The organism is Leuconostoc rapi, from assembly GCF_016908715.1.
In the GTDB taxonomy this organism is placed as follows: Bacteria; Bacillota; Bacilli; order Lactobacillales; family Lactobacillaceae; genus Leuconostoc; species Leuconostoc rapi.
The window spans coordinates 118,351-134,060 of record NZ_JAFBEK010000003.1 but is presented as its reverse complement, the minus strand read 5'-3'; the positions used below and the strand labels follow the sequence as shown (position 1 = coordinate 134,060).

At 39.6% G+C, this 15,710-nt stretch carries 15 protein-coding genes; 4 read left to right on the top strand and 11 right to left on the bottom strand.

The annotated features are described in order from the left end of the window. The first annotated feature begins 106 nt into the window (after positions 1 to 106). Positions 107 to 1,453, top strand: a complete 1,347-nt coding sequence (locus tag JOD28_RS04490) for a DHA2 family efflux MFS transporter permease subunit (RefSeq protein WP_204769678.1) — start codon at positions 107 to 109, stop codon at positions 1,451 to 1,453. A gap of 21 nt (positions 1,454 to 1,474) precedes the next feature. Here JOD28_RS04490 and argF read toward each other — a convergent pair whose 3' ends face one another. From argF to JOD28_RS04450, 8 genes are all read right to left on the bottom strand, one after another. Then, the gene (gene argF / locus JOD28_RS04485; protein WP_204769677.1) at positions 1,475 to 2,488 is read right to left on the bottom strand and encodes an ornithine carbamoyltransferase; all 1,014 of its coding nucleotides are present in this window, start codon (positions 2,486 to 2,488) and stop codon (positions 1,475 to 1,477) included. Then, positions 2,485 to 3,873, bottom strand: coding sequence for an argininosuccinate lyase (gene argH / locus JOD28_RS04480; protein WP_204769676.1), 1,389 nt, complete (start codon positions 3,871 to 3,873; stop codon positions 2,485 to 2,487). The genes argF and argH overlap by 4 nt, the downstream gene beginning before the upstream one ends. A gap of 39 nt (positions 3,874 to 3,912) precedes the next feature. Continuing rightward, complete coding sequence (locus JOD28_RS04475; protein ID WP_204769675.1) at positions 3,913 to 5,139, bottom strand: argininosuccinate synthase; 1,227 nt, start codon at positions 5,137 to 5,139, stop codon at positions 3,913 to 3,915. A 158-nt stretch (positions 5,140 to 5,297) separates the two neighbouring features. After that, positions 5,298 to 6,287 carry an LCP family protein gene (locus tag JOD28_RS04470; RefSeq protein WP_204769674.1) on the bottom strand — a complete coding sequence of 330 codons (990 nt, stop codon included), beginning with the start codon at positions 6,285 to 6,287 and terminating at the stop codon, positions 5,298 to 5,300. Between the two features lie 69 nt (positions 6,288 to 6,356). Then, entirely contained in the window at positions 6,357 to 7,721 is a 1,365-nt protein-coding gene (gene mgtE, locus JOD28_RS04465; RefSeq protein ID WP_204769673.1) for a magnesium transporter, read from the bottom strand. Between the two features lie 65 nt (positions 7,722 to 7,786). Further along, the gene (locus JOD28_RS04460) at positions 7,787 to 8,689 is read right to left on the bottom strand and encodes an RluA family pseudouridine synthase (protein WP_204769672.1); all 903 of its coding nucleotides are present in this window, start codon (positions 8,687 to 8,689) and stop codon (positions 7,787 to 7,789) included. Between the two features lie 79 nt (positions 8,690 to 8,768). Then, a complete protein-coding gene (locus JOD28_RS04455) occupies positions 8,769 to 9,563 on the bottom strand; it encodes an NAD kinase (protein WP_204769671.1) in 795 nt (264 codons plus the stop codon). After that, on the bottom strand, positions 9,560 to 10,138 hold the full coding sequence (locus JOD28_RS04450; protein WP_204769670.1) for a GTP pyrophosphokinase: 579 nt from the start codon (positions 10,136 to 10,138) through the stop codon (positions 9,560 to 9,562). The genes JOD28_RS04455 and JOD28_RS04450 overlap by 4 nt, the downstream gene beginning before the upstream one ends. Positions 10,139 to 10,394: 256 nt before the next feature. Between JOD28_RS04450 and JOD28_RS04445 the strand changes: the two genes are divergently transcribed. Genes JOD28_RS04445 through JOD28_RS04435 form a run of 3 tightly spaced genes read left to right on the top strand, consistent with a single transcriptional unit; the run spans position 10,395 to position 12,033 of the window. Next, positions 10,395 to 10,991, top strand: a complete 597-nt coding sequence (locus JOD28_RS04445) for a DsbA family protein (protein WP_204769669.1) — start codon at positions 10,395 to 10,397, stop codon at positions 10,989 to 10,991. A 36-nt stretch (positions 10,992 to 11,027) separates the two neighbouring features. Next, positions 11,028 to 11,345, top strand: coding sequence for a LapA family protein (locus tag JOD28_RS04440; protein ID WP_204769668.1), 318 nt, complete (start codon positions 11,028 to 11,030; stop codon positions 11,343 to 11,345). Continuing rightward, the gene (locus tag JOD28_RS04435) at positions 11,332 to 12,033 is read left to right on the top strand and encodes a class I SAM-dependent methyltransferase (RefSeq protein ID WP_204769667.1); all 702 of its coding nucleotides are present in this window, start codon (positions 11,332 to 11,334) and stop codon (positions 12,031 to 12,033) included. The genes JOD28_RS04440 and JOD28_RS04435 overlap by 14 nt, the downstream gene beginning before the upstream one ends. Before the next feature lie 53 nt (positions 12,034 to 12,086). Here the strand turns inward: JOD28_RS04435 and JOD28_RS04430 are convergent, their stop codons facing one another. The 3 genes from JOD28_RS04430 to rnz form a co-directional block, all read right to left on the bottom strand. Further along, positions 12,087 to 12,617, bottom strand: a complete 531-nt coding sequence (locus JOD28_RS04430; RefSeq protein ID WP_013103871.1) for an adenine phosphoribosyltransferase — start codon at positions 12,615 to 12,617, stop codon at positions 12,087 to 12,089. Positions 12,618 to 12,715: 98 nt separating this feature from the next. Further along, on the bottom strand, positions 12,716 to 14,680 hold the full coding sequence (gene recJ / locus JOD28_RS04425) for a single-stranded-DNA-specific exonuclease RecJ (RefSeq protein ID WP_204769666.1): 1,965 nt from the start codon (positions 14,678 to 14,680) through the stop codon (positions 12,716 to 12,718). A gap of 32 nt (positions 14,681 to 14,712) precedes the next feature. Next, positions 14,713 to 15,657, bottom strand: coding sequence for a ribonuclease Z (gene rnz, locus JOD28_RS04420; protein WP_204769665.1), 945 nt, complete (start codon positions 15,655 to 15,657; stop codon positions 14,713 to 14,715). Between the last annotated feature and the right edge of the window lie 53 nt (positions 15,658 to 15,710).

Sequence of the window (15,710 nt, the reverse complement as noted above, 5' to 3'; positions counted from 1 at the left end):
CGTACAGATAGCGCGATTTATATTCGTGCCGAAAAAAGAGGCGTGACATTATCATTTTTTTGATAATGCCATACCTCTTTTTATTTTTTGTGTTTAGGAGAAAATTATGCATACCAATCATTGGAAGGTCATTCCTGCCGTCATCGCTTCTGGTATTTTGAGTTTTAGTGGTGTTCTAATCGAAACCGCTATGAATGTCACATTTCCCACCTTGATGACTGAATTTAATACCAACACGAACGGTGTCCAATGGGTGACTACTGGATATTTATTGGCCATAGCCATTATTGTGCCTATCTCGGCATTTTTAATTCGTAATTTTTCGACGAGACAATTGTTTATCGCCTCAAATATTCTATTTCTTGTTGGTATTATTCTAAATAGCCTCTCGCCGACACTTACCATACTTCTCACGGGTCGTGTATTACAAGGTGTTGGTACAGGTATTGCGCTACCATTGATGTTTCATATTATCTTAACGCAATCTCCTATCAAAAGCCGCGGTATGATGATGGGCATTGGTAGCATGATCACATCACTGGCACCAGCAATCGGACCAACGTATGGCGGTATACTACTGAATACACTAGGTTGGCGGACAATCTTTTGGTTTTTAATCATTTTAGTTTTAATATCACTAGTGATCGGCTTAATGAGTATTCCAAATGAATCGATTTCCCACAGTGAAAAATTCCCAATCAACACATTTATCTTTTTAGCTGTCGGCTTGAGTCTATCGTTACTTGCGGTTGAAAAATTATCACTTATCATGTTCCTTCTGGGTATTGTATCATTGGTTGCTTTCTATGTCGCCAACAAAAAGCAGCCTTTACTACACCTCACCTTGTTTAAAAATCTTAACTTTAATCTGTATATGTACAGCTTCTTAGTTTACCAAGCTATTTTACTTGGTCTATCTTTTATCTTACCCAATTATTTACAAATACAATTACACGTGAGCGCCTCCGCAGCAGGTATCTTCATGTTCCCTGGTGCTTTGATTGGTGCCATCTTAGCTCCTATTTCTGGTTCTCTGTTGGATCATTTCGGTCAATTCCGACCAGTGGTTATTGGTTTAATCATTTCTACAATTGCCCTAATACTCATGGTAAGTTTTTTCCAGCAACTTAATTTTTGGACACTCATGTTAACACATATGCTATTAATGGTCGGTATTGGTTTTTCTTATGCCAATTTGATGACTGTCACTTTAGCAACATTGCCAACATCTCAAACAGCAGATGGTAATGGTATCTTAAATACAACACAACAATTTGTGGGTGCCTCAGCAACAGCTATTGTTGCACAGCTTATCACAACGGCTGTACACGCATCACCAGAAAATGGTATGATAGTCGGTGCTCAAAAAGGTATTGGCGGATTGACATTACTGATTATACTATCGCTCATATTATTTGTAGGTGCTCATTTTCACAATAAAAAAGTTGGCTAACGCCAACTTTTTTAATTTTAATTAAACTTCTGGTATGAACATATTTCCCAAGGTCGCAGCCATAATAGCTTTAATCGTATGTAACCGATTTTCGGCTTGTTCAAATTGATGTGCGTAGGTCGCATGGAAAACATCATCCGTAATTTCCATTTCTGTAATGCCAAACTTTTCATAAATTTCTTGCGACATAGTCGTTTTTAAATCATGAAATGCTGGTAAGTCATGTAAAACAATGGTTTGATCGTTATGCGTTAGCGCAACCAGTTCTGCATTAATTTGGTAAGGCGTCAATAATTTAATGCGCTCTTCAAATGTTTCTTCTTCACCCATTGATGCCCAAACATCTGTGTACAGAACATCCGCCCCATCAACACCAGTTGCAATGTCATCAGTAATCAACAATTTTGCACCCGATAGATTTGCCTGTTTTTGAGCCAATGCCTGAATTTCTAATGTTGGTTGTAAACTTTTAGGTGCAACAATATGCACATTGACACCTAAAATGGCACCAGTAACTAACAACGAATTTGCCACATTGTTACGGCCATCACCCATATAGGCTAACGTCACACCCTCAATATGATGGAGCTGCTCTTTAATTGTTAAAAAATCAGCCAACATTTGCGTTGGATGCCATTCATCTGTCAGGCCATTCCATACCGGAACGCCAGAGTATTGTGCCAATTTTTCAACAACATCTTGTGAAAAACCACGATATTCGATGGCATCATACATACTGCCAAAAACTTTGGCTGTGTCTTCTAATGACTCTTTCTTGCCAAATTGAATATCATGCTGACCTAAAAATTCAGCGTGCGCGCCAAGATCGTTAGCGGCTACAGTAAAGCTCGACCTTGTCCGTGTTGATGTTTTTTCAAATAACAAGGCAATGTTTTTACCTTGTAAATAGGCATGTGGTAGGTTATTTTTTTTCAAATATTTAAAATGTGCTGCTAAATCAATGAGTGTTTCTAATTCTTTTTTTGAAAAATCGATTTCTTTTAAAAATGATTTACCTTGAAAATGTGAGTTCATTGACGTGCCTCCAGCTTTTTCTGATTCCTAATAATTTCTTTTTTAACATTGCTAACTGCTGTGCCACCCAGTGATGTCCGACGGTCAACCGCTGTTTGTGATTCCAATACATGATAAATGTCAGCTTGGATCTGTGGTGCCGCTGCTTGTAACACCTCTAATGTCATTTTTTGTAATGGTGTATGCGTTTGTAACCCTTGTAAGACAAGTTGACCAACAATGGCATGTGCCTCACGGAATGGCACACCTTTTGTTGCTAAATAGTCAGCCAGCTCTGTTGCATTTGAAAAATCATCTTGTGTGCTGGCAAGCATACGCTTTTCATGCACTTTAAGACCACTGAGCATGCCAGTGAATATTTTAATCGAAGCAATGACGGTATCCATCACATCAAATACCTGTTCTTTGTCTTCTTGCATATCTTTGTTATATGCTAAAGGCAATGACTTCATCGTCGTTAACAGTGCCATCAATGCGCCGTATGTTCGCCCTGTTTTACCACGTACAAGTTCCGCAAAATCAGCATTCTTTTTTTGTGGCATGATTGACGATCCTGTTGAAAAATCATCAGACAATTCAATATAGTTAAACTCGTAAGTTGACCATAAAATTAATTCTTCTGCCATACGTGATAAATGCATCATCAATATTGCAGCATTTGATAAAAATTCTAAAGCAAAATCACGATCAGACACAGCATCTAACGAATTATGATAGATGTCCTTAAAATCTAGTTGTTCCGCGACAAATTCACGGTCAATGGGAAATGTTGTGCCTGCTAATGCTGCGGCACCCAATGGCAAAATATCTGTATGCAATTTATTAAATTCAAAACGTTCATAATCCCGTTGGAACATTTCAAAGTAAGCAAGTAAATAGTGTCCATAAGTAATTGGCTGGGCATGTTGTAAATGCGTATACCCAGACATAATCGTTCCAGCATGAGTAGTTGCCAATGTCAAAAGTGTTTCTTGTAATTCAGTTAATGATTCAGAAACGTGAGGTAAACGGTGTTTCACCCACAAATGGAAATCTGTCGCTACTTGGTCATTACGCGAACGCGCCGTATGCAATTTGCCAGCGACAGCCCCAATTTTTTCAGTCAGTAACGCTTCCATGTTCATATGGATGTCTTCATTCTTAACGTCAAATGTTAACGATCCCTGCACTAATTCTTGTTGTAAAGATTCTAATCCAGCGACAATTTGTGCCGATTCCTCAGGTGTGATAATCGCTTGTTGACCCAACATTGTTGCGTGTGCAATTGAACCTTCTAAATCTTCTGCTGCCATTTGTTGATCAAAATGAATGGATGCCCCAAATTCATCAACCCATTCTGCTGCTTTTGCAGTAAACCGACCGCCCCACAATTTCGTTGTTGCCATAATTATTCTCCCTTATGTACGGCGAAAAACGCCATGAACTTACTTAATTTTATTTTTTTTATCTGTTGAATGCACATGGTTCACTTGTTCGTAAACTGTGTTACTCAATGTCCATAACTTGATAAAGCCAACAGCTGCTTCTTGGTCAAATGATGAGGCACTTGTGTAAGTTGCCAAATCTTCATCATATAATGAATTATGTTCAGATTGACGTGCAACCGCAATCGCGTTTCCCTTGAACATTTTCATTTTAACAACACCGTTAACATTCTTTTGCGTCTCATCAATAAATGCCATCAATCCATCAAACAATGGTGATACCCACTTAGCTTCGTACACTAAATTAGCTAATTGTTGCTCGATCATTGGCTTAAAGTGTGCCACATCACGTTCTAATGTCAAATCTTCTAGATCCTTGTGCGCTGTCATCAAAACAGCGGCAGCAGGGGCTTCATAAATTTCACGTGACTTAATACCAACCAAACGGTTTTCAATATGATCAATCCGACCGATACCATGTGCGCCTGCAAGCTCGTTTAATTTGATAATCAAATCGGCCAATGGCATCTCAACACCATCAAGTGCAACTGGCACACCAGCAGCAAATGTCACATCGATAAATTCTGGCGTGTCTGGTGTCTTTTCAATTGGTGCTGTCAAAGCATAGGCACCTTCTGGTGCTTGGTTCCAAGGATTTTCCAAGATACCTGCTTCATTGGCACGACCCCAAAGATTTTCATCAATTGAATAAGGTGATTCCAAGCCAACTGGTACGGGGACGTTATGTTCAGCAGCATAGGCGATTTCTTCTTCACGCGACCACTGGAATTCACGAATCGGTGCTTCAATCTTCATATCAGGATCTAACGCATGAATAGCTGCTTCAAAACGAACTTGATCGTTACCATGACCAGTTGAACCGTGCGCAATGGCAACAGCATCATTTTCATGTGCAATATCAACTAACTTTTTAATAATCAAAGGTCGTGATAAGGCAGAAACCATTGGATATTCACCTTCATACAACATATTAGCTTTGATTACTGGTGCGACATACTTATCAGCAAATTCTGCTTGGGCATCAATCACAATCGATTGACTTGCACCAACTTGAAGTGCCTTTGCTTGAATCATATCCATATCTTTACCATGTTGTCCAACGTTTAAAACAACGGCAATAATGTCATACCCTTTGCTCTTTAACCATGGAATTGCAACTGATGTGTCTAAACCACCTGAATAGGCCAATACTAATTTTTCTGTCATTTTGATGTCCTCCGTATTTATGCTATGTATTAATATTAACGCCTTTTGTTTATTTATTCAACAATTTTATGACTATATGCAACAAAACACTGTATATTATGATTTTTAATGAATATTTTTGCAGAAAAAAACAAGTATCGCTACTTGTTTTTGGTTTATTACTCTGACATTTGTTCCGTAATCGCTGTGTGTACACGATCAATTTCTGTCTGACTCATGACTTCTACTGATCCTAAAGCACCCATACTTTGTGTTGTCCCACGCATCTGGTCTTGCTTAATATTTCCTAGTGCTGAGCGATAGCTCATGGCCAAGTTCTTCATAGACGTGGTTGATACATCTGTTTGAACATTATTCGAAAGTGTTGTTAATAACGAATCATTGAACAAACTACCTACACTAGCTGAATTTTTCAAAACAGCACGAATAATCAATTGTTGACGCATTTGACGACCATAGTCACCATTGGGATCAGAATGTCTCATACGTGAAAACGCTAAAGCTTCATTACCATCCATATGATAGCTTTGTCCAGCAGTGAATGAGTATTGACTCTTAGAATCTGCTTGAGTGTCATCCCCTTCTGTTGTGAACGTTAATGGTGATGTGACATCAACGCCACCAACAGCATCAACCATCTTAACTAGACCGCCCATGTTGATTAAGATATAACCACCGTTGATTTTGATATTTAACAAGTTCTCAACTGCTTCTAAAGCTGAATCTGCTGTGCCATATGCAAAGGCAGCGTTAATCTTCATTTGTTGACCATTGACATCTACCAATGTATCACGAGCGATAGAGGTCATAGTTGTCACATTTGTTTTCGGATTAACAGTCATCACAATCATGGTATCCGTACGGCCTTTATAATCACGCCCTAATTCACCAGTATCGGTTCCCAAGAGTAGATAAGATACAGGCTTTTTAGCAGATGTAATTTTATCTGCCTTCTTTGTTGTCTTGGACGGATTTTGAATCTTAGTGATTGTACGGTTCATTTTGTAATAGGCATAACCACCCGTACCAACACCGGCTAACACAATTAAACCAATAATGATTAAAATCGTATTACGGATTCGGTGCCTTTTTTTAGGTGATTTTGGCTGACCTTTTTGACCTAATCTAATTTCTTCACGCGTTGGCATATTTCTTTACTCCTACAGTATTTTCATCATACATTGTAACACGACAAGCATTAAATTCTCATTAAGAACTTAACCCCCTACAAAATGAGAGATAAACAATTGTGCAACACTAAAATAAATCAGCACGGATGTTAAATCTGATAATGTGGTAATAAATGGCCCGCTGGCCACAGCTGGATCGAATCCAATCTTATCAATGACAACCGGAATCAAATATCCCGCTAAATTGGCAACAATGATTGCCATTGTCATTGCCAAACCAACGGCAACCCCGAGCATACTATTTTGTTTCCATACCGCAACAATGGCAAAAACTGATATACCTGTTGCTATACCAACGATGATACCAGCCAAAATTTCACTAGCAAAATCTTTCCAACCATTATGCTCACTGCCGACTGCAATACGACGAACCGCCAAGGCTAAAGCCTGTGTACCCGCATTTCCAGCTGTTCCTGTGATAAGTGAGATGAACGCGGCAAGTATTGATGCGCGCCGTACTAAGTCATCATATGAGCTAATCAGTGTTGCGGTTGTCATACCAAGCAACAAAAGCGCAATTAACCATGGAATACGTTTAACGGCAGAATGCCAAGGTGTATCATTAATTTGGCTAACGTTAACGGCGGCCAAACCAGAGTAATCTTCAACAGCTTCTTCATCAATGACATCGACGATATCATCGACCGTGATAACGCCTAACAATCGGTTATCATCATCAGTGACTGGAATAGATAGAAAGTTATAGTCGGCCACAATCTGAGCAACATCTTCCTGATCATCACCAGCTTTAACACTCACAATCCGATCTTTTGTTATTTCCGAGACAGCTAAATCATCTGAATGCGTTAATAAATCACGTAACGAAATCACACCTGTCAACTGATCTTGAGTGTCTAAAACATAGACGTAACTAATAGATTCTGCCTCTAGTGCCTGCTTTTTGACCAAACGCATGACTTCATCGACATGCAAATCTTCTTCTACTGCCAAATATTCCGTTGACATCAAGGATCCGGCAGTTTGGTCATCGTAGTTAATTAATTTACGAATGGCGTTTGCTTCATCTTTTGGTATCAAACTCAGATAGGTTGCAACTAGCCTCGCGGGCATCTCTTGTAATAAATCTGCAGCGTTATCCGCATACATTTCTTGTAATATGCGTGCGCCACGTTGCGGTGGCATTTCTTGTAATAGCGTTACAATATCAACTTCGTCAACATCTAAATTATCAAAAACACGAGCTAACACATCATCTGAGAGCAACCGCCAAGCCACCGAACGAAATTGTTCTGGTAACTCCGCATAAACCTGAGCCATTTCAAAGTCATGTAGTGACTCAAAGCTTTCTATAAATTCAGTATCCTGTCCGGAATGCAGGAGGTCAGACAAAAGTTCAATGGTTTGGTTCAATTGTTCAAGTTGATCAGCCATGCTTACCTCGTACCTTTCTCGCAGCAATGATATTTATCACTGCTCGTCTATCATGAATTCATAATTTATTTCAAATCTCTGAGTCCTTTTAAATCTTCTGGCAATTTAGTATTAAATTCGCGATATGACTCAATAAAAGGATCATAAAAACGCATATGGTAAGCATGTAAGGCTTGCCTTTTCAAACCATACCAAAGTGGTCCACCATATAAATCATCCCCAACTAACGGGTGACCAATATTTTGGAAATGAACACGAATTTGATGCGTTCGTCCAGTATGTAACTGTACCTTAACACGTGTCATTGGTTGTTGCCCATTTTCATCATAACGACGTTCAACCCAATATTCAGTACGCGAGGGTTTCCCATCATCACGTACCTCACGTTTAATGAAGTCCCCATCTACACGACCAATTGGTGCTTGAATATCACCATGATCATCAGGAAGAAGACCACTCGTATAGGCCAGGTAAAATTTTTCAACCGTATGCTCTTGCAATTGTTGATCCATTACTGCATGTGCAAAACGGTGTTTAGCCAACAACACAATGCCTGACGTGTCACGATCTAAACGCGTCACAACATGAGGTACTAAGTCCTCAGCATTCATTTCTTCCAAATGACCTTTAACTTGATTAACCAATGTATGTAACCGATCGGCATGTCCTGGTACCGTGGTAATACCGTAGGGTTTATCAACGACGAGCCAATGTTCATTTTCAAAAATAATATTCAATGGCTTATAATCGGGTACAACTAAATCATTACTTGCTTCTGTAGGCATAATAATGGTAACCTGATCGCCATCATCTAAATAATCTGATGTATAAACTTGTTTATCGTTTTTTAAAATAGCCCCGCCGTTGTGTTTCATTTGGCTAAACATACGATGTGAGACACCATGTGCCTGTAAAAATGTTCTCACTTTTCGTTGTTCTGTGCCAGAATATGTCCATGTAAATTGCATTGCTATGTCATGCGTTCAACCAACAACTGCTCGTCAAACGCTTCCCTTCATTAATTTAAATTACCTGCGTAAACACCTATTACTCAATGTCACTAATGAAAGCACGGTGCACACGTTGCCAAAAATCGACATGACGATAAGCCGCAAAATGTACCTTTTTATCAGCAACACGGAAACGTAATTCAGTAATATTTTTAACTTTAATATCTGATTGATCATACATAACCAAAAAATGGTCACTTTTTGGTCTCATAATAATCTCTTGTCCTTCAGGAACAACTAAAGGTGATCCCAAAGTTCGAAAGACGCGATTATTAATCGAGGCAATTTCAGACATTTGAATGGCTGGAATGTTTGGATGCAAAACCGCGCCCCCGTTGGCCTTGTTATAAGCTGTTGAGCCAGTTGGTGTCGCCACGGCAATGCCATCACCACGAAAACGTTCAAATAACTGATCCCCTAAATAAATATCAGCCACTAATGTACCAGTGGGTTGCTTGATTGCTGCTTCATTTAACGCCAAAAACTTGTAATGCTCACCACTATCGTACACAACAGTCATTTCAAGGAGTGGATAAGTCACTTTTTGACCATTATCGTTAGCTAAACTATCAATTAATTCATCAAGTCCACTACTCAACCAATCTGTATAAAATCCTAAGTGCCCAGTGTGCAGTCCGACAAAGCGTATGTGGTCAATTTGATCAACATAATGCTGAAAAGCGCCCAAAAGTGTCCCATCACCCCCAACTGAAACAACAATATCAGGGTCTTCGTTACCAATTTCGACATCACGTTTTCGCAAACCTAAAATAAGTGCTTGTGTGATTTTTTGTGAGCTTATGACATTGTTATTAAAAATTGCTATCTTCATTCTGTCGCCCGAATCTCACTGACCCTTTGATCCCATTCGAAATTTTTGTCCGCTAAAATTGTGAGCTGTTCTGCCACTTCAGTGGGCAACTCATCGCCATGTTTATAACGTAAATCATGTTCAATTGTTGCCCATACGTTCATGGCAATCGTTCGTACTTGAATTTCAGCAAGCACTTTGCGTTCGCCACTGTACATTTGTACGGGATATTCAATCACAATATGATATGAACGATAGCCAGAAGGTTTGGCGTTCATGACGTAATCACGTTCTTCTAAAATTTGAAAATCCGTTCGGTCACGCAATAACTCAACAACGGTGTAGACATCTTCTATATATTTTGTCATGATGCGTACGCCGGCAATATCTTGTAAATCAAGGGACAACCGTTTTTCATCCAAATGCCGTCTCAGTATTTTTTCTTCAATTGATGCTTGTGTTTTGACCCGTCCTGTTACAAATTCAATGGGCGAATTTTTACCATCTTTTTCATATTGATCGCGTAAACCGCGTAATTTAATTTTTAACTCTGTTACCGTCTGCTTGTACGGAACGAAAAAACGATCCCAATCCATGCCGACACCTCTTTCTAAACATCCTAGTAGTTCGGAAAACCCGACACTACAGCATTAAAGAAGTGCGTACCACCCACAAACACCTATCAATTCGACAGCCTTATTTGGGAAAATGCGCACAATCTTTTAATCTGTTACTCTTCATTTTAACACATTTTAATACTCATTTTGAGCATAACAGTCGACAAGTCACTATTTTGCGGGTAAAATAAATTTTTGGATATTAAATAAAATTCATTTCACGGAGATCAAACCAATGATTGATATTTATCAATTTTTAAACCCCCTTGCAGAGCCCTGCTTTCGCACCGAAAAATACCTGCTAGCCGTAACAGAAAGCTTAGCACAAAAGGCAACAGTTCGCTTTATTCCAATTATGGCCACAGACGCCACACAAGAATTAAAATCACTTACGCCTGATGTTTCCCTACCAGATACACTATCAGCCGTTTGCCATGTTGCACTTGATTTTAAGGCGGCGCAACTTGAAGGCAATAAAAAAGCGCGTTCTTTTTTGATGGCGTTGCAACAAGCAATCGTTACCAATCATCAACCCTATAGTCGTGATTTGGTGGTTTCAGTCGCAAAAGCAGCACAGCTCAATGTGGCTGATTTTATTAGTAATCGTGAAACCAAAGAAACAATTCGTGCTGTTATTGAAGAACAACATTTAGCACAACAGCTCATGCCAAAAATTCAAACTGGTATTACAATTGATTTTTCTACGGCATCTCAAACAACAGTCTTAACTGATTGCTCTGCCGGCCACTTAGTTGCTGCTTTTACGCCACACTTAACACAACGTGTCACACCGGACATATTACTACAAAACCTTAATGCTTATGCGCATTAAATAAGATGCAAGACCTATTTTGGAGGTGTACTAATTATGAAAAAAATGGTTCAATTTATTGGTGCACTGGTCACGACGCTCATTGGCTTATTCATCTTTATTCCCATACTCTTAACAATTATCGGCGTGGCTGTGCCGCTTATATTTTCAATTATTGCTATCCTATGCTTGGTGATACTGGTTTGCTTAGCTGTTGGTGGTATCATCACGTTAGTTACCATTTGGCGATTGAAACGGCATATTAAAAAAGGTAACGGTTCTGAATTTGTTCATCAAGGCAAACACTATAATATTTATATGTCACATGCCGGTGAACAACAACATCGACGTGATGTAACAGATGATGATCAATAAACTAAACAACTATGCTGCACAATTTGTTGACCAAACCTGGATTCAACAAAAACTGATTATCGCCAGCAAGACATTACAGACTCTCGAAAGATATGAACTGCCAACTCAGCCCTTACCACGTTTAAGCTTTAGCAAATCACAAATAATACATGATCCACGTTTAATGCCTGTTGATGACCTTTTATCTGGTTTTAGACAAGAGTTGATTACTACTTTTGGTATTTGGCATTTACCTAATCAACTTTGGCTCAACGATCTCCATCAATTTATTGCGGGTCGACGCGTATTAGAAGTCATGGCTGGTAATGGCATATTAACCTCTGGTCTACGTGCCTTAGGCGATGACGTGGTGGCAACTGACAATTTTTCTTGGGAAAATCAGGACATTCAAACACCTGATCTTTGGACACAGGTCAATCAAATGACTGGCTTACAGGCTATTAAGACGATCCCCTTTGACGTTGTAATAATGAGTTGGGCGCCCGATACTGATACCAGTGATGTCGACATACTCATGACTCTACGCCAGCAAAACTTCACCGGTGATTTTATTGTCATTGGTGAAAAAAATTGTGCGACTAATTCAGCACAATTTTGGAAAATAGCAGATCTTTCTGCCCCGTTATCTCTGAACGAACATCATCAACCATTTGATTTTATTGATGATCAAGTATTTATTGTAAAATGAGACGAGAACTAAAGTTCTCGTCTCATTTTTTGTTCATATTGATATTACCTGTTTTAGTAAGTCATTAAGGCCATGGCTGGTACATCCCCAGCTTCCATAATCTTTTCACGGCCATGTAATGCTTTTAATTCAATAATGAAAGCAACACCAGCAACCACACCACCAAGCTTTTCAATTATTTCACGTGTGGCGTTAATCGTACCACCAGTAGCTAGTAAGTCATCTACGATTAAGACACGTTGTCCAGGCTTAATGGCATCTTTATGGATTTCAAGCACGTTTTCGCCACCATATTCCAGTGTATATGAGGCACTGACTGCTTCACGTGGTAGTTTTCCGCCCTTACGCGCAGGAACGAAGCCAACATTGAGCGCATAGGCCAAGGGGGACCCAACAATGAATCCACGAGACTCAGGTCCGGCAATGAGGTCAATTGCCAAGTCTTTGGCAAAATCAGCAATCTCATCAACGGCTTGCTTATACGCTACGCCGTCACCCATTAAAGGTGATAAATCTCTAAAATCAACGCCTGGTTCTGGAAAATTTTCAACTGTGGCAACGTAATTGTGTAAATCTACTGTCATTTTTCTCTCAGAGTACACAATAATGCCTGCACGACTGAATCCTATTCAGTCTCAGTAACACCTTCTATATGAAGTACTCATACTTTCTATTTAATCATTTAACGGTCTGCCAGGAACTTATGGTAAGTTACTGACGATGATAATGCTTTTTGTGGCGCATTAGGAATAACTTTTACGAAACCACCATCAATGATTCGGACAAAGCCTAACTCAATAAAGACTTGTACCATAATATTAAGGTCATTTTTCGTGATGTGTAGCTGCTGAGCTATTTTATCCAAGTTTTGCGCAAAGTTTAAATCCTGATGGCTATAAATAAATTTATAAACCTGCGCAAAGAATTTTTTGTGTGCATCCTTTTCAACAGTCTTTGGTATGACAACATCTGTTAAAAGTAACTGTAATCGCTTCATACCACGGAAATAATTGATTCCTAATGTTGCTACAAACGACATGTTTTTTGGTTTAACAACAAGACTTGTCCAGTCTGGATGATTAAATCCAACTGCTTCGATTTGGTTAGATAAGGTTAACTTAACGTGCTGATTTGTTGACCCCATAGTCATGGCTTTTTCAATATTTGGGTTTTGAATCTCAAATATTGGTTGCCTATTGCCTGTGCCAAAAGGTTCCAGCAGTGTTAACGCATCATAAACTGTTGTCGTTAGTTCTTGCGTTGTTAACATCATATTCACATCAACAACTTGTTGTGTTATGTCGAGAGCAGGTAAATCAGCTAGCTGGTCACGTAAACGCGCTAAGTTGTTCTCAGAGATAGCCAACCCCAAAGCGCTGGCATGACCTCCAAAAGTATCATATAACTCGCGATATTGTCCCATCAAAGTGTACAAATCGAAATCGCTATAAGTACGTCCTGACCCTTTATAACTACCAGAAACCAGACTCAACACAATGACTGGTTTGTGTAATAGTTCAACAAGTCGGCTAGCCACAATACCTAAGATACCTTGATGCCATTCTTTCCCAGCAACAACTAACACTTGGTCATTACTGTGTGCATCAGATAGCGCAATTTGCTTAGCAGCCCCAAAAACTTCTTCGACAATTTCTTGACGTTGCGCATTAATTGCTTCAATTTGTGAAGCTAGTTCGGTCGCTGTATCGAGGTCTTGGCTGAGTAATAGGTCAAGTGCTAGACTGGCATCACCTAAGCGCCCCACCGCATTTAAACGTGGTGCAATTTTAAAAGATACCGTTTCTGAAATAATAGGTTGGTGACTTGCTTGCCCAGCATTTTTCAAAAGCGCTGCCAAACCTGGACGCGGACTATCATTGATTTGTTTCAGACCCCAAGACACCAATGTTCGATTTTCATCAGTTAATGAGACCATATCAGCGATTTCACCAAGCGCCACTAAATCAAGCATTTCAGTTGGTAACTCGCTTTTATCGGCTATCGGCTGACCATCGGTTAGTAACGCTTGTGCAACTTTAAATGCAACACCGACACCTGAAAGATCATTAAAGGGATAATGCCCATCAGGGTGCCGAGGATGTACGATGGCAAAGGCTTCAGGTAATGTCGGTCCCATTTCATGGTGGTCAGTAATAATAACATCAACACCTTGATTCATTGCGTAAGCAACAGCTTCATGACCGCTAACGCCATTATCAACTGTAACAATCACTTGAGCCCCGTCATCAATCAAACGCTTGTAGGCATCAATATTTGGACCATAACCATCTGAAAAACGATTGGGGATATAGGCCGTCACATCTGCCCCTAACACTTCAAGTGCTTCTACCATGATTGCTGTACTAGTGACACCATCTAAATCATAATCACCATACACGACAATTTTTTCACCACCAAAAGCGGCTTCTGTTAACCGTTCAAATACTTTGTCCATATCGTGCAATAGCATCGGATCATGTAATTGCTCAATGCTTGGTTGTAAATACTGAAAAGCAGTTTCAGGCGTTGTATAGCCTTTTTGCGCAACAATTGTCGCTGCAATTTGGTCAATATTTAATTGTGTTTGGAGTTGTCGAACAACTTTTTCAGGCGGCTTTGACAATATCTGCCAGTTCTTTTGACTCATTGTAACCTTCTTTAACGCGTGAGTAATTGACCTCACACCTCTTTTTTAAACGGAATGTTGATGATATCGAGATCTCTAGCAACAATTGTATTTGGAAAAATACGACGGACATCTGTAATCAACGTCTTAACCATTGGTCCAATATAGCGCGCAGATAAATGGGTCAAAACGAGTTTGTCGACCTGTGCCCTCTGGGCTATGTTAGCAGCTGTAACACTAGTCGAATGTGCGTGTGCCCGTGCCATTTTTGCTTCTTCTTCACCGGCACCATAGGTACTTTCGTGAACGAGAACATCTGCATGATCAGCTAATAATTCAATATTATCATTAGGCCGTGTATCTAAAATAAAAGTCACGACACGCCCTTGTTGTCTGGCACCGATATAGTCTTTGCCATCCAAAATACGACCATCTGGTAAAGTAACAACTTTGCCTGCTTTCAGCTGACCAAATATTGGACCTGATGGTATGTTTTCTTGACGCAACTTATCTACTAAAAGTTCACCCGGATGGTCTTTTTCTTCGACACGATAACCCCAAGTTTCAATGCGATGACGCATCTTAGCAGCAACCACACGAAAGGTTTTGTCATCAAAAATCACGCCTTCCTTAAGTTCAGCATACACGATTGGATAAGATAGGCGTGTTTCTGAAATGCGGAGCGCTGTCTGCACGAATTCTTTGACACCTTTTGGACCATAAATTGTTAACGGTTCATTTTTATCAGCGCCTTGAAATGAACGTGAACTCAAAAAGCCAGGTAACCCAAAAATATGGTCCCCATGTAAATGTGATATAAATATTTTTTCAACTTTACGCGGACGTATCGTTGTTTTTAAAATTTGATGTTGTGTTGCTTCACCGACATCAAAGAGCCATACAGCGTTGCGTTCATCTAGTAAACGTAACGCAATACTGGTCACATTTCTAAACTTTGATGGTTGACCAGAGCCAGTTCCTAAGAATTCAAGTTGCATTTTATTTTGGTCGTTCAAATCGCACCGATGACCGGCATCCGATTTAACGTATT

Excerpts from the sequence above, each read along its gene's own strand:
- JOD28_RS04490 (WP_204769678.1), top strand. The coding sequence starts at position 107 with ATGCATACCAATCATTGGAAGGTCATTCCTGCCGTCATCGCTTCTGGT.
- argF (WP_204769677.1), bottom strand. The coding sequence starts at position 2,488 with ATGAACTCACATTTTCAAGGTAAATCATTTTTAAAAGAAATCGATTTT.
- argH (WP_204769676.1), bottom strand. The coding sequence starts at position 3,873 with ATGGCAACAACGAAATTGTGGGGCGGTCGGTTTACTGCAAAAGCAGCA.
- JOD28_RS04475 (WP_204769675.1), bottom strand. The coding sequence starts at position 5,139 with ATGACAGAAAAATTAGTATTGGCCTATTCAGGTGGTTTAGACACATCA.
- JOD28_RS04470 (WP_204769674.1), bottom strand. The coding sequence starts at position 6,287 with ATGCCAACGCGTGAAGAAATTAGATTAGGTCAAAAAGGTCAGCCAAAA.
- mgtE (WP_204769673.1), bottom strand. The coding sequence starts at position 7,721 with ATGGCTGATCAACTTGAACAATTGAACCAAACCATTGAACTTTTGTCT.
- JOD28_RS04460 (WP_204769672.1), bottom strand. The coding sequence starts at position 8,689 with ATGCAATTTACATGGACATATTCTGGCACAGAACAACGAAAAGTGAGA.
- JOD28_RS04455 (WP_204769671.1), bottom strand. The coding sequence starts at position 9,563 with ATGAAGATAGCAATTTTTAATAACAATGTCATAAGCTCACAAAAAATC.
- JOD28_RS04450 (WP_204769670.1), bottom strand. The coding sequence starts at position 10,138 with ATGGATTGGGATCGTTTTTTCGTTCCGTACAAGCAGACGGTAACAGAG.
- JOD28_RS04445 (WP_204769669.1), top strand. The coding sequence starts at position 10,395 with ATGATTGATATTTATCAATTTTTAAACCCCCTTGCAGAGCCCTGCTTT.
- JOD28_RS04440 (WP_204769668.1), top strand. The coding sequence starts at position 11,028 with ATGAAAAAAATGGTTCAATTTATTGGTGCACTGGTCACGACGCTCATT.
- JOD28_RS04435 (WP_204769667.1), top strand. The coding sequence starts at position 11,332 with ATGATGATCAATAAACTAAACAACTATGCTGCACAATTTGTTGACCAA.
- JOD28_RS04430 (WP_013103871.1), bottom strand. The coding sequence starts at position 12,617 with ATGACAGTAGATTTACACAATTACGTTGCCACAGTTGAAAATTTTCCA.
- recJ (WP_204769666.1), bottom strand. The coding sequence starts at position 14,680 with ATGAGTCAAAAGAACTGGCAGATATTGTCAAAGCCGCCTGAAAAAGTT.
- rnz (WP_204769665.1), bottom strand. The coding sequence starts at position 15,657 with ATGCAACTTGAATTCTTAGGAACTGGCTCTGGTCAACCATCAAAGTTT.